The sequence below is a fragment of the Acidovorax sp. GW835-FHT14G06 genome (genome assembly GCF_058793595.1).
Genome location: NZ_JBXAGA010000010.1, coordinates 73367 through 86632 on the forward strand (window position 1 = coordinate 73367; position 13266 = coordinate 86632).

Below are 13266 nucleotides of genomic sequence, written 5' to 3' on the forward strand. Positions count from 1 at the left end.
GGAGGTCTGAACCATGGACCGCTTGCAAGCCATGAAAATTTTCGAGCGCGTGGTGGAAGAGGGCGGCTTTGCCGCCGCCGCCCGCGCCATGGACATGTCACCCCCCGTGGTCACCCGCATGGTGGCCGAGCTGGAGCAGCACCTGGGCACGCGCCTGCTGCAGCGCACGACCCGCAAGCTGGCGTTGACCGATGCGGGTGAGTCGTACCTGCAGCGTGTGCGCGCCATCCTGCACGAGATCGACGATGCCGAGGCCGCCGCCGCAGCCAGCACGCGCGACCTGCGCGGCACCATCCGCATCGTGGCGGCGCCGGTGCTGGCCACCAACTTCCTGGCGCCCATGGTGGCGATGTGGCATGCCCACTACCCCAAGCTCATGCTGGACATCAGCATGGACGCCTATGCATCCAGCCGCGTGGATGAGTTCGATGTGACCATCATGGTGGCGGGCGAGGACTTTGACGCCAACATCGTCGCGCGCCCGCTGGTGCAGGGCGAGGCGATTGTGGTGGCGTCCCCCGACTACCTGGAACGCCGGGGCATTCCGCGTGAGCCGCAGGACCTGGTGCACCACGACTACCTGCGTGATTCGAGCGCGCCCGTGCGCCTGCAGTCAGGGCCTGGCCGCAAGCTGCGCCTGCAGTCGCTGCGGGCAGACGTGCCGGACGAAGAAGTGGACGCACCGGCGGTGTTGCAGTCCGTCAGCACCGAGCTGCTGATGCGTGCGGCCGTGGATGGGGCGGGAGTGGCTGTCACTTCGCGCCTGCTGGCCGAGGAGCACCTGGCCCGTGGCGAGCTGGTCCACATTCTGCCGGGCTGGATCTTTTCGCGTTACACGATTTATGCGGCATTGCCGTCAGGCCGCATGCTGCCCGCCCGCACGCGGGTGTTTCTGGATTTCCTGACCGAACACGTGCCCCGCGCAGTGGCGGAAAAGTCCGGACACCTCAGTTGAGCTGCGAAAACCCGCTGATGATCGTGCCTTCGGGCTCGACCACTACCTGCCCGTCGGGCATCGCAAAGCTGTTCTGGCGCCAGGCCTCGAAGACGGTCACCGCCACGGCGTTGGACAGATTGAGGCTGCGCTGACCCGGCACCATGGGCAGGCGCAGGCGCTGGGCGGGTGGAAAGCTCTCGCGCAGCTCAGGGGGGAGCCCCCGCGTTTCAGCGCCAAACACCATCCAGTCGCCGGGCAGGAAGCAAGTGGAATGCACGGGCTGCGAGCCGTGGGTGGTCATCGCAAACATGCGGGTGGGGTCCGGTTGGGTATCCCGCAGAAACGCGGTCCAGCCCGCATGGACCTGCACGCTGGCGTACTCATGGTAATCCAGCCCTGCACGCCGCATCTGGCGGTCTTCCATCGAGAACCCCAGGGGCTCGATCAGGTGCAGCGTGCACCCCGTGTTGGCCGCCAGGCGAATCACATTGCCCGTGTTGGGCGGGATCTCGGGTTCGACGAGGACGATATGGAACATGCTCGCCATTGTCATCGTTGGACCTGTGAGTTGAGCAACCGCTCGTAATAAAAAGTATCCCTTTGGTACTTCCTAGCTACCTGTTGGTGTACCTGTTTGGGCTTTTCAGTCCAACCCCGTGCGCGCCAGCACGGCGGCCGTGACATGCGCAACGCCGGCCTCGCGCAGCGCCTGTGTGGCCGCGTGCAGTGTGGCGCCTGTGGTCATCACATCGTCGATCAGCACCACCCTCTGGCCGCGCAGGGCGGTAGCGCGGTCGGGTTCGAGGGCAAAGGCGCCGCGCAGGTTGCGCAGCCGCTCAGCCCTCGGCAGGCCGCTTTGTGCCTCGGTGGCGTGCAGGCGCAGCAGGGTCTGGTGGTCGGCCTTGGCGCCAGCCAGTTGCCTGGCCAGCAAGGCCGACTGGTTGAAGCCCCGCTCGCGCAAGCGCTCGGTGGATAGGGGCACTGCCAGCACGCGGTCGGCTGTCTCCAACGCCGGCTCCATCCACGGCGTGCTGCGCATGAGCGTGGCCAATGCTCTGGCCCATCCGGGGTCTCCGCGAAACTTGAACTGCGCCAGCGCATTGGCCCAGGGGTAGGCATAGTCCACGGCGGCAATGCAGGCATCGAAGCTGGGTGGGTTCTGCAGGCAGGTGCCGCAGACAGCGACCCCTGCGGGCACTCGCACGGCGCAGCGCTGACAACGCGTGGCGGGCTGGGCGAACCGCGCCGCGCAGGCGTTGCAGATGCGCTGCGACGGCCAGGCGTGGCACACGGCGCACTGGCTGGGCACTTTGTCCGCCCAGGCGTGGAGATGGCGTGAAATCCTTGGCAAACCCAAAAAAACCATGAATCAATATACTCGCGCGTCCTTCTGCCCCGACCATGTCCTCCGAGCGTCCCCCCACCATTGATCCTGTTGCCGCTGCCCGCTGGCATGCTGCGGCCCCGGCCACGTCCCCTTGGCTGCATGAAGAAGTGGCGCGCCGCATGGAGGACCGACTGCAGTGGATTCGCCAAGCCCCAGTCTCCTGGTGCCATTGGGACCCCGTACGTGGCGGCCTGCAGGCGCATGCCCTGGTGAGTGCTCGCTACCCACAGGCGCGTTGTCAGGTGTACGAGACCAGCGCCCATTGCGAACCCGTTGCGCGGCAGGCACTGGCCAAACCGTGGTGGAGCCCTGCCCGATGGGGCGCTGGGGCCCTGCAGCTTGGCCCACCGGCCGATGCCGGCGTGAACATGTTGTGGTCCAACATGGCGCTGCACATGGCGGCTGATCCGCAAGCCCTGATCGGCCGTTGGCACCGGGCTCTGGCGGTGGATGGCTATCTGATGTTCTCGTGTCTCGGACCGGACACGCTGCGCGAACTGCATGGCGTGTATGCCGCCATGGGCTGGCCACCTGCAGGTCATGCCTTTACCGACATGCATGACTGGGGTGACATGCTGGTACACGCAGGGTTTGCAGAGCCGGTGATGGACATGGAGCGCATCACGCTCACGTTTGCCACACCCGAGCGGCTGGTTCAAGAGCTGCGTGAGCTGGGCGTCAATTTGCACCCTGATCGCTTTCCCTCATTGCGCGGACGGCGCTGGCGCGACAAGCTCTACCAAGTGCTGTCCGAGCGTCTGGCCGATCCGGGTCAAGATGGTCAGTTGGCACTGACTTTTGAAATCATCTATGGCCATGCCTTCAAGCCAGCACCCCGGGTGCGCGTCAGTTCCAGCAGTGCGGTGTCGCTGCAGGAAATGCGCGCCATGTTGCGTAAGGGCGGCACGGAGAGCTAACCTGTAACGGCGTGTCAATGACTTGGAACAAGGCACGCTACAATTCTTGGTTATTGAGATTTCGGGCATCTTCCCGCGCAATTTGGCTGGCTGTGCCTGTTGTGCCCAAGGCGCAACGCGTGCTGCAGTCGGCAGTCTTGTGAGCACTCACGGTGACGGGCTTGGTTTTTCGTTTTGCCACGGTGTCGGGTCAGCGCATCGACTGGCGTCTGGTTCGCAATTGTTCGGTCACGCCGACGCAATTGGGCTGGATGTATTTGTCGCTGTGTGTGGTGTCCCTGGGAATCGCGACATTCTTCTGGATGCTCGGCGCCCACCTGGTGATGCCCTTCGCATGGCTTGAAATCGTGGCAGTAGGGATTGCATTCGCCATGTACGGTCGCCATGCGGCGGATGGCGAGAGGATTTCATTGCAGGGCTCACGCCTTGTGGTGGAGCTGGAGACAGCAGGCAGGCTGGAGCGCGCGGAGTTTGACCGGAGCCGGGTTCGCGTAGAGCCCAAGACGGGAGACCATTCGCTGATCACGCTGTCTGCGCAGGGCCGTTCGGTGGAAGTGGGGCGCTATGTGCGGCCCGAGCTTCGACCGGCCCTGGCATCGGAGATCCGCATGGCCTTGCGCGCTGCCTGACCCCACGCAGGCGCGCGAAAGGGATTGGTTAAATTGAGGCTTAGAAGTAAGTGAGAACTATGAAGAGCATTTCCAACAAGCTGGCTTCTCTGCTGCTGATTGCCGGTGCATGGGTGGGCTCCGCAGCCCATGCCGTTCAGGACCTGCCTGGCGGCCCTGCAGTCAACCAGCTGAACCTGGCGCCGCCCGTCACCAAGATCGCAGAAGAGCAACATTTTCTGCACTGGATGATGTTGATCATCTGCACGGTGATCTTTGTTGCAGTGTTCTCTGTGATGTTCTATTCGATCTGGAAGCATCGCCGCTCCAAGGGCGCGAAGGCTGCCAACTTCCACGAGTCGGTGACGGTGGAAGTGGTCTGGACCATTGTTCCGTTCATCATCGTGATCCTCATGGCCCTGCCCGCCACCAAGGTGCTGGTGGCCCAGAAGGACACCACCAACGCCGACCTCACGATCAAGACCACGGGTTACCAGTGGAAGTGGGGCTATGACTACATCACGGGCGAAGGCGAAGGCCTGGCGTTCATCTCCACGCTGGACAGCAGCCACCGTGTGATGTCTGATAGCGGCAACGTCAAGGACGCTCCCGCCAACTACCTGCTCAAGGTGGACAACCCCATGGTGGTGCCGGTCAACAAGAAGATCCGCATCATCACCACGGCCAACGACGTGATCCACGCCTTCATGGTGCCTGCCTTCGGTATCAAGCAGGATGCGATCCCCGGCTTCGTGCGTGACACCTGGTTCCGTGCTGAAAAAATCGGTGACTATTATGGCCAGTGCGCTGAGCTGTGCGGCAAAGAACACGCCTACATGCCCATTCATGTGAAGGTTGTCTCCGCTGAGGACTACACCGCCTGGGTGGCCGACCAAAAGAAGAAGGCTGCCGCCAAGCTGGACGACCCCACCAAGGTGTGGGCGCTGGACGACATCCTCAAGCGCGGCGAGAAGGTGTACGCTGCCAACTGCGCAGCCTGCCATCAGGCCAACGGCAAGGGCGCTGGCCCGATCAAGGCACTTGACGGCGCTGCCGTAGTGCTCGATGCCGACCATGCCAAGCAGATTCAGGTGCTGCTCAAGGGCCAGAACAATGGCGCCATGCCTGCATGGGCGCAGCTGAGCGACACCGACATCGCCGCCGTGGTCACTTATACCAAGAACAACTGGTCCAACAAGACCGGCCAGCTGGTGCAGCCAGCTGAAGTTGTGGCCCAGCGTGGCAAGTAATCATCGCCCCATCGTATTGAGGAATTCACCATGAGCGCAGTACTCGACAACCACGGGCACGCTGGCGACCACGCACACGACGGCCACGACCACCATGGCCCCACCGGCTGGCGCCGCTGGGTGTTTGCCACCAACCACAAAGACATCGGTACGCTGTACCTCTTGTTCTCGTTCACCATGCTGATGGTCGGCGGCATCCTGGCCCTGCTGATCCGTGCCGAGCTGTTCCAGCCCGGCCTGCAATTGGTGAACCCCGAGCTGTTCAACCAGCTCACTACCATGCACGGCCTGATCATGGTGTTCGGCGCGATCATGCCGGCCTTCGTGGGTTTTGCGAACTGGATGATCCCTCTGCAAATTGGCGCATCCGACATGGCCTTTGCACGCATGAACAACTTCAGCTTCTGGCTGATGATTCCTGCGGCACTCATGTTGGTCAGTTCGTTCTTCATGCCTGGCGGTGCTCCCGCTGCAGGCTGGACGCTGTATGCACCGCTGACGCTGCAGATGGGCCCTTCCATGGATGCGGGCATCTTCGCGATGCACATCCTGGGTGCCTCGTCCATCATGGGCTCGATCAACATCATCGTGACCATCCTCAACATGCGCGCTCCCGGCATGACTTTGATGAAGATGCCGATGTTCGCCTGGACCTGGCTGATCACTGCCTACCTGCTGATCGCCGTGATGCCTGTGCTGGCTGGCGCGATCACCATGACGCTGACGGACCGTCACTTCGGTACCAGCTTCTTCAACCCCGCTGGCGGCGGTGACCCAGTGATGTACCAGCACATTTTCTGGTTCTTCGGCCACCCCGAGGTGTACATCATGATCTTGCCGGCCTTCGGCATCATCAGCCAGATCGTGCCCGCGTTCAGCCGCAAGAAGCTGTTTGGCTATGCCTCCATGGTGTATGCCACCTCGTCCATCGCCATCCTGTCGTTCATTGTGTGGGCCCACCACATGTTCACGACCGGCATGCCCGTGACCGGCCAGCTGTTCTTCATGTATGCCACCATGCTGATCTCCGTGCCTACGGCCGTGAAGATCTTCAACTGGATTGCCACCATGTGGCGCGGCTCCATGACGTTTGAAACCCCCATGCTGTTTGCTGTGGGTTTCATCTTCGTGTTCACCATGGGTGGTTTCACCGGCCTGATCTTGGCCATGGCCCCCATCGATATCCAGCTGCAAGACACCTACTACGTGGTGGCCCACTTCCACTACGTGTTGGTGGCCGGTTCGCTGTTCTCCATGTTTGCAGGCGTGTACTACTGGCTGCCCAAGTGGACGGGGGTGATGTATTCCGAAACGCGTGGTCAGATTCACTTCTGGTCGTCGCTGATCTTCTTCAACATCACCTTCTTCCCGATGCACTTCCTGGGCCTGGCAGGTATGCCACGTCGCTATGCCGACTACCCCATGCAGTTTGCCGACTTCAACGCCATCGCGTCGGTGGGTGCGTTTGGTTTCGGTCTGGCGCAGGTGTATTTCTTTGTGGCAGTCATCATCCCTGCCATGCGTGGCAAGGGTGCAAAGGCTGCGGCCAAGCCATGGGATGGCGCCGAAGGCCTGGAGTGGGAAGTCCCATCCCCAGCGCCTTTCCACACGTTTGAGAATCCTCCCAAGCTGGACGCTACCGCAACCCGCGTGATTGGCTGAACACCATGTCCATGACCCCCGAGCAAAAAAAGAGCAACCTGCGGCTGGCGCTGATCCTGGCGTCCGTGGCGGTGGTGTTCTTTGTCGGGTTCATGGTCAAGGTGGTGTTGCTGTCCCGCTGAAGCCACCGGCCAACACCATGAGCCTGCACCGCGAAAACGCCAAGATGGTCGGCAAGCTGGTCGTGATTGCGGCTGGCATGTTTGCTTTTGGCTACGTGCTGATCCCGATCTACAAGCACATCTGCGAAATTACGGGCATCAACATCCTGTCGTTGTCCGAGCGGCAGGTGCCAGGCAACGGCGTGGCAGGCAAGGACGTGCGGGTGCCCGCCAACACGCAGGTGGACAAGTCGCGCACCATCACGGTGGAGTTTGACGCGAACTCGCGCGGTCCGTGGGACTTCAAGCCAGCGCAGCGTTCCGTGCAGGTGCATCCGGGGGAATTGACGACGGTGATGTACGAGTTTCAGAACGTACAAAACCGCCGCATGGCCGCCCAGGCCATCCCTAGTTACGCACCCCGCCAGGCCGCAGCGCACTTCAACAAGCTGGAATGTTTTTGCTTCAACCAGTACACGCTGGAGCCTGGTGAAAAGAAAGCCTGGCCCGTGGCGTTTGTGATCGATCCGAAATTGTCCAAAGACGTCACCACCATCACGCTGTCGTACACCTTTTTCGAGGTGGGCGGCAAGACACCGGCAGCGCCCGAATCGACGGCGGCGGTCGTGTTGCCCGCGCCCGGCTCTGCAGGTTTGCAAGGGTCCGGGTCATGAGTGCGCCACTGGAGCCGTCGGCAGACGTCAAGCCCCTGCACCGCAAGGTATCGTTGCTGCGCACGGTGCGTGCAGTGGCATGGTCGCTGATTGGCTTGCGCAAAGGCAGCGAGTACCAGCAAGATGTCGAAAAGCTCAATCCGATTCACATCATCGTGGTGGGATTGTTCGCGGTTTTCTTGCTCGTCATTGGTCTGATCGGGCTGGTGAACTGGATTGTGTGAGTGTGTGTTGGCTGGTTCGTGCGAACAAATACTGAAAACAAAGATTTTGAGAATCAGGAGCTGAAATGAGTGCATCAACCCACGGCGGAACCCCGTACTACTATGTGCCCGCCGAGTCCCGCCACCCGGTGATGGCCGCGGCCGGTCTGTTCTTTGTGATCCTGGGCGCAGGCCAATGGATCAATGGCCATGACTGGGGCAAATATTCCCTGGCCGTGGGGCTGGTCTGGTGGCTGTTCACGCTGTACCAATGGTTTGGCGACGCAGTGCGTGAGAGCGAAGGAGGCCTGTATGGTCACAAGATCGATCTGTCGTACCGCTGGAGCATGAGCTGGTTCATCTTCTCTGAGGTGATGTTCTTTGGCGCGTTCTTCACAGCCCTGTGGTGGGCGCGCTCGCACTCGGTGCCTGCGCTGGGCAGCCTGGACAATGCGCTGCTGTGGCCCGATTTCAAGGCAGTGTGGCCCAGCATGGCGGCTGGTGTCACCGCTTCGCCTGCGGGCATCATCGAGCCCTTCCAGACCGTGGGCCCCTTCTGGTTGCCCACCATCAACACCGCTCTTCTGCTGACCTCGGGCGTGACGCTGACCATCGCCCATCACGCTCTGCGTGAAAACCACCGTGGCAAGACCATTGGCTTCATGTGGGCCACGGTGCTGCTGGGCTTCGTGTTCCTGCTGGTGCAGGGCTACGAGTATTACCACCTGTACACCGACCTGAACCTCAAGCTCAGCTCGGGTGTGTTCGGTTCCACGTTCTTCATGCTCACCGGGTTCCACGGCTTCCATGTGTTTCTGGGCATGTTGATGCTGCTGGTGATCACGCTGCGCCTGCAAAAGGGTCACTTCACGGCTGACAAGCACTTTGGCTTCGAAGGTGCCGCCTGGTACTGGCACTTTGTGGACGTGGTGTGGCTGGGTCTGTACGTGCTGGTCTACTGGATGTAAGTCAGGCCCGGACGCCATCAAAAAAAGCGCCTCGCGGCGCTTTTTTTGTTCCACCCTCTGTGCGTGCTGGCCAGTGGTGGCCTGTGATGGGCCCAAGCCTCCCAGGCTGCGGACCAAGCCCTCAGTTCAACGGGTGGCGGGCAGGCCGGTGGGCTGGATATATCCCAGCTGCCAGGCCACCAGAATGCACAGAAACAGCACGATGGACAGCCCGACACGCACCGCCAGCGCCTTGGCCATGTGGTTGCCCTTGCTCTTGTCGTCGCGCCCATTGCGCATCATGAAGAACAGGGCCGATGCCAGGCTGGCCAAAATGGCGACGAACGCCAGCACTACGAGGTATTTCATGGAGCGCATTATCCTGTGACCCCCCTTCGCCGTTCTGTGGACCTGCGTTTTTGGCTGATTACCCTGGCTGCTGTGGTGGGCATGCTGGTCACGGCCTCATTGGGGCGCTGGCAACTGTCGCGTGCTGCCCAGAAGGAGTCGCTACAGGCGATGCTGGATGCCCGTGCCACTCTGCCAGCCATCGATGGGCGAACGCTGACAGAGCCTGCCAGCGCAACGCCTGAGGCGCAACAGGCCTTGGTACACCGCGCTGTGGCGCTGCAGGGGCGCTGGTTGCCCGAACACACGGTGTATCTGGACAACCGGCAGATGCAGGGGCGTCCTGGCTTCTTTGTGCTGACTCCGCTGCAGCTCTCTGGGGCGGGCGCTGGGGTGGTGCTGGTGCAGCGTGGATGGGTGGCACGCAATTTTCAGGACCGCTCGCAGTTGCCGTTGGTGAACACGACGGCTGACGCCGAAGTGCGCATACAAGGCCGGGTGGCCCTCGCGCCTTCCCGGCTGTACGAGTTCCAGGGGGGCGATAGCGTACAGGGGTCTTCTCGCATCCGGCAAAATCTTGACTTGGCAGCGTTCCGCACCGAAACCGGTCTGGCGTTCGCCCCCCTTACGGTGTTGCAGACAGGCACAGTGGGCGACGCGGGCGATGGCCTGCAGCGCGACTGGCCTGTGGTCGGCGCAGGCGTCGAAAAACACTATGGTTACGCATTTCAATGGTTCGGGCTCTGTGGCCTGATAGCACTTCTTTATGTCTGGTTCCAAATCGTCCGACGGTTCATTCGCCCGCGCAGCCAGCCTGCCGCCTGATTCCCAGGCAGGTGCCCGTGCGGAGCACCCGCTGGGGCTGACCGTGCACACCCTGCCCGAGGCGGGGGACGCGGTCGTCAACGCGCAACGTGCGCGCCATGGGCGCTGGAAGATGCTCGGCGTGCTGCTGATCTGCGCTGCGCCGGTGGTCGCCTCGTACTTCACTTACTACGTGATCCGTCCCGAGGGACGGCGCAATTACGGCGAGCTGATCAACCCCCAGCGTACGTTGCCAGCGCTCACCGCCTCCACGCTCGGTGGCGGGGCCGCCCGGTTGGAGTCCCTCAAGGGCCAGTGGTTGCTGGTGAGCGTGGCAGGGGGCGACTGCGACCCGGCCTGCCAGAAGCATTTGTATCTGCAGCGCCAGTTGCGCGAGAGCTTGGGGAAGGAAAAAGACCGTATGGACTGGATCTGGCTGATCAACGACAACGCCCAGCCACCAGCCGCCCTGGCGCCTGCCCTGCAACAAGCGACCGTGTTGCGGGTGGACCCTGATGCGCTCAAGGCCTGGCTGGAGCCCGCCCCAGGCCAGCAGCTGGCGGATCATCTTTACGTGGTGGACCCGATGGGCAACTGGATGATGCGCTTTCCGGCCGCCATGGACACCAGCGGCGCCGCCAGGGCCAAGCGTGACGTGGAACGACTGCTGCGCGCTTCGTCGTCGTGGGATGAGCCGGGGCGTCCGGGCAAGCCATGACCGACATGCAACCGCTGTACGACCTCGCACCGGTACTGGAGCTGATGCTGCTGGGCCTGGTGATTGCGCTGGGGCCGCTCACCTGGGTGTGGGTGCGTAACCGCCGCAGTTCGCCCATGCGGCGCCTGCAGGCGCTCACCGTGCTGACGCTGTTCCTCACGTTTGATCTGGTGCTGTTCGGCGCCTTCACGCGCCTGACCGACTCGGGGCTGGGCTGCCCCGATTGGCCTGGCTGCTACGGCAGTGCCAGTCCAGTGGGCGCCCGTGCGGAAATCGCGGCCGCCCAGGAGGCCATGCCCTCCGGCCCGGTGACCCATGGGAAGGCCTGGATCGAGATGATCCACCGCTATCTCGCCACGGGCGTGGGGGTCTTGATCATTGTGCTGACCATAGCCTCCTGGGTGCAACAACGACGTGCCCGGCGCGATGGCGGACAAGAGCCACCGCTCAGCCCCTGGTGGCCCACGGTGACCTTGTTGTGGGTGTGTCTGCAGGGTGCGTTTGGTGCACTCACGGTGACCATGAAGCTCTTTCCCGCCATCGTCACCCTGCACCTGATCGGTGGCCTGGTGCTGCTGGCCCTGTTGTGTGTGCAGGCAGTACGCCATACCCACAGTGCCCAGGGGCGCATACCGGTGGGCGTTTCACCCGCTCTGCGCTGGGGGCTGGTGGGGACCGGGCTGCTGCTGGCCCTTCAGGTCGTACTGGGCGGCTGGGTCAGCACCAATTACGCGGTGTTGGCGTGCACCACCTTCCCCATGTGCCAGGGCAGTTGGTGGCCCACCATGGACTTCGCGCAAGGGTTTCAAATCTGGCGCAAGCTGGGCATGTTGCAAGATGGCAGTCACATCAGCTTTGCTGCGCTCACTGCCATTCACTATGTGCACCGCCTGATGGCCTACGTGGTGCTGCTTGCTCTGGGCTTGGTGGCCTGGCGTTTTCACCGCAGTGGCGTATTGCCCGCGCAGGCGCGTTGGCTCGCCGGGCTGGCTTTGCTGCAACTGGTGACGGGCTTGTCCAACGTGGTGCTGGACTGGCCTCTGGTTGCAGCGGTATTGCACACCGGTGGGGCTGCAGCCCTGGTGGTGGTGTTGACCTGGGCCTTGGTGTCCAGCCGCGTGGCACCCGCGCCCCGAGAGTTTTCCGCGCCCACGGGCGCATCGAGAGTATCTGCATGAGTGTTGCCCCCTCCGCCGTTGCTGCGCCGCCTTCGCGGTTTCAGCAGTTTTATGCGCTGACCAAGCCCCGCGTGGTTCAGCTCATCGTCTTTTGTGCGCTGATCGGCATGGTGCTGGCCGTGCCCGGTCTGCCCAACGCTGCGCAACTGGGCCACATGGCTCTGGCCAGCCTGGGCGTGTGGCTGGTGGCGGGGGCTGCCGCCGCGTTCAACTGCATCGTCGAGCAAGGCATCGACGCCAAGATGAAGCGTACCGCCTGGCGCCCCACGGCCAAGGGTGAGCTGTCCAACGCGCAGACCCTGCTGTTCTCGGCCGTGCTGTGTGCCGCAGGCTCCGCGCTGCTGTATGTGTGGATCAACCCGCTGACCATGTGGCTGACGTTTGCGACCTTTGTGGGTTACGCGGTGGTCTACACCGTGATCCTCAAGCCCCTGACACCCCAGAATATCGTGATTGGCGGCGCCTCCGGGGCCATGCCACCGGTACTGGGCTGGGCAGCCATGACCAACGACGTGGGGCCCGAGGCGCTCATCCTCTTCCTCATCATCTTTTTGTGGACCCCACCGCACTTCTGGGCGCTGGCCCTGTACCGGGTGGAGGACTACCGCAAGTCCGGCTTGCCGATGCTGCCCGTCACGCATGGCAATGAGTTCACGCGGTTGCAGGTCTTTCTATACACACTGATCCTGCTGGCCGGGTGCATGATGCCGTTCATCTACGGCATGAGTTCCTGGATCTATCTGGCTGCGGCCATTCTGTTGAGCCTGGGTTTTTGTGGGTACGCGTTCGCCTTGTGGCGCAACTATTCGGACGCCCTGGCCCGCAAGACCTTCCGCTTTTCCCTCATCCACCTGAGCGTGCTGTTTGCTGCACTGCTGGTGGACCACTATGTGCTGTGATCTCCATGCAGAAACGAAACGCTCTTAAATTGATAGCTGCTAGTGCAATATCTTTATGCGCTACAGGCCTCCTGGGCGCATGTTCCGAGAAAAAGGCCGAGTTTCGGGGGGTGGATGTGACCGGCGCCGAATATGCCCGCGACATTCCGCTGACCGACCACAACGGCCAGCCGCGCCACATCAAGGACTTTGCAGGCAAGGTGGTGGTGGTGTTCTTCGGCTACACCCAATGCCCCGACGTATGCCCCACGTCGATGCAGGAGCTGGCCGAGGTCAAGCAGATGCTGGGCAAGGACGGCGACCGACTGCAGGGCGTTTTTGTGACGGTGGACCCGGAGCGAGATACGCCCGAGGTGCTAAAGGCCTACATGGGCAACTTCGATCCGAGTTTTTTGGCGCTATACGGCACACCCGAGCAGCTGGCCGCCGTCGCCAAGGACTTCAAGATCTATTACAAGAAAGTCGATGGCAAGACGCCCACCAGCTACACCATGGACCACTCTGCAGGTAGCTACGTGTACGACCCCTCAGGGCGCCTGCGGGTCTACAACCGCTATGGCAGCGGCGCACAGGCCCTGGCGGCCGATGTGAAGGTGTTGTTGGCCGAGGCCGGGGGCTGAGCCCCTCCAGCCC

At 62.5% G+C, this 13266-nt stretch carries 17 protein-coding genes; 14 read left to right on the forward strand and 3 right to left on the reverse strand.

The window, feature by feature from the left end:
• Positions 1 to 13 precede the first annotated feature (13 nt).
• Positions 14 to 955 (forward strand): LysR family transcriptional regulator, encoded by a 942-nt coding sequence (locus AC1Q64_RS18270; RefSeq protein WP_291433811.1) that lies wholly within the window; start codon positions 14 to 16, stop codon positions 953 to 955.
• On the opposite strand, the gene AC1Q64_RS18275 is transcribed toward AC1Q64_RS18270, so the two are convergent.
• Positions 948 to 1475, reverse strand: a complete 528-nt coding sequence (locus tag AC1Q64_RS18275; RefSeq protein ID WP_492252316.1) for a tRNA (cytidine(34)-2'-O)-methyltransferase — start codon at positions 1473 to 1475, stop codon at positions 948 to 950. The two genes, AC1Q64_RS18270 and AC1Q64_RS18275, sit on opposite strands and share 8 nt — an antisense overlap.
• 105 nt (positions 1476 to 1580) lie before the next feature.
• Positions 1581 to 2303 carry a ComF family protein gene (locus AC1Q64_RS18280; RefSeq protein ID WP_492252317.1) on the reverse strand — a complete coding sequence of 241 codons (723 nt, stop codon included), beginning with the start codon at positions 2301 to 2303 and terminating at the stop codon, positions 1581 to 1583.
• Between the two features lie 35 nt (positions 2304 to 2338).
• On the opposite strand from AC1Q64_RS18280, the gene AC1Q64_RS18285 reads away from it, so the two are divergent.
• The 8 genes from AC1Q64_RS18285 (at position 2339) to AC1Q64_RS18320 (ending at position 8707) form a co-directional block, all read left to right on the forward strand.
• Complete coding sequence (locus tag AC1Q64_RS18285; protein WP_492252318.1) at positions 2339 to 3241, forward strand: biotin synthase; 903 nt, start codon at positions 2339 to 2341, stop codon at positions 3239 to 3241.
• Positions 3242 to 3393: 152 nt separating this feature from the next.
• Entirely contained in the window at positions 3394 to 3870 is a 477-nt protein-coding gene (locus tag AC1Q64_RS18290) for a DUF2244 domain-containing protein (protein WP_056066007.1), read from the forward strand.
• A gap of 59 nt (positions 3871 to 3929) precedes the next feature.
• The gene (coxB, locus tag AC1Q64_RS18295; RefSeq protein ID WP_291433822.1) at positions 3930 to 5099 is read left to right on the forward strand and encodes a cytochrome c oxidase subunit II; all 1170 of its coding nucleotides are present in this window, start codon (positions 3930 to 3932) and stop codon (positions 5097 to 5099) included.
• A 30-nt stretch (positions 5100 to 5129) separates the two neighbouring features.
• Positions 5130 to 6761, forward strand: a complete 1632-nt coding sequence (ctaD, locus tag AC1Q64_RS18300; RefSeq protein WP_492252319.1) for a cytochrome c oxidase subunit I — start codon at positions 5130 to 5132, stop codon at positions 6759 to 6761.
• 11 nt (positions 6762 to 6772) lie between these two features.
• A complete protein-coding gene (locus AC1Q64_RS18305; protein WP_225581085.1) occupies positions 6773 to 6883 on the forward strand; it encodes a cytochrome oxidase small assembly protein in 111 nt (36 codons plus the stop codon).
• A gap of 17 nt (positions 6884 to 6900) precedes the next feature.
• Positions 6901 to 7536 carry a cytochrome c oxidase assembly protein gene (locus AC1Q64_RS18310; RefSeq protein WP_492252320.1) on the forward strand — a complete coding sequence of 212 codons (636 nt, stop codon included), beginning with the start codon at positions 6901 to 6903 and terminating at the stop codon, positions 7534 to 7536.
• On the forward strand, positions 7533 to 7760 hold the full coding sequence (locus AC1Q64_RS18315; protein WP_492252321.1) for a DUF2970 domain-containing protein: 228 nt from the start codon (positions 7533 to 7535) through the stop codon (positions 7758 to 7760). Before AC1Q64_RS18310 ends, AC1Q64_RS18315 begins: the two co-directional genes overlap by 4 nt.
• A 65-nt stretch (positions 7761 to 7825) precedes the next feature.
• Positions 7826 to 8707: a cytochrome c oxidase subunit 3 gene (locus tag AC1Q64_RS18320; RefSeq protein WP_291433829.1), complete on the forward strand. Its 882-nt coding sequence runs from the start codon at positions 7826 to 7828 to the stop codon at positions 8705 to 8707.
• Positions 8708 to 8833: 126 nt separating this feature from the next.
• Here AC1Q64_RS18320 and AC1Q64_RS18325 read toward each other — a convergent pair whose 3' ends face one another.
• Positions 8834 to 9055, reverse strand: a complete 222-nt coding sequence (locus tag AC1Q64_RS18325) for a twin transmembrane helix small protein (protein ID WP_291433831.1) — start codon at positions 9053 to 9055, stop codon at positions 8834 to 8836.
• Positions 9056 to 9070: 15 nt separating this feature from the next.
• Between AC1Q64_RS18325 and AC1Q64_RS18330 the strand changes: the two genes are divergently transcribed.
• Genes AC1Q64_RS18330 through AC1Q64_RS18350 form a run of 5 tightly spaced genes read left to right on the forward strand, consistent with a single transcriptional unit; the run spans position 9071 to position 13253 of the window.
• Positions 9071 to 9859, forward strand: coding sequence for an SURF1 family protein (locus AC1Q64_RS18330; RefSeq protein WP_492252322.1), 789 nt, complete (start codon positions 9071 to 9073; stop codon positions 9857 to 9859).
• Positions 9801 to 10556: a redox-active disulfide-containing membrane protein gene (locus AC1Q64_RS18335; protein WP_492252323.1), complete on the forward strand. Its 756-nt coding sequence runs from the start codon at positions 9801 to 9803 to the stop codon at positions 10554 to 10556. Before AC1Q64_RS18330 ends, AC1Q64_RS18335 begins: the two co-directional genes overlap by 59 nt.
• Entirely contained in the window at positions 10553 to 11734 is a 1182-nt protein-coding gene (locus AC1Q64_RS18340) for a COX15/CtaA family protein (protein WP_492252324.1), read from the forward strand. The genes AC1Q64_RS18335 and AC1Q64_RS18340 overlap by 4 nt, the downstream gene beginning before the upstream one ends.
• Complete coding sequence (gene cyoE / locus AC1Q64_RS18345; RefSeq protein WP_291433839.1) at positions 11731 to 12633, forward strand: heme o synthase; 903 nt, start codon at positions 11731 to 11733, stop codon at positions 12631 to 12633. Before AC1Q64_RS18340 ends, cyoE begins: the two co-directional genes overlap by 4 nt.
• Positions 12634 to 12638: 5 nt before the next feature.
• A complete protein-coding gene (locus AC1Q64_RS18350) occupies positions 12639 to 13253 on the forward strand; it encodes an SCO family protein (RefSeq protein ID WP_492252325.1) in 615 nt (204 codons plus the stop codon).
• Positions 13254 to 13266: the final 13 nt, after the last annotated feature.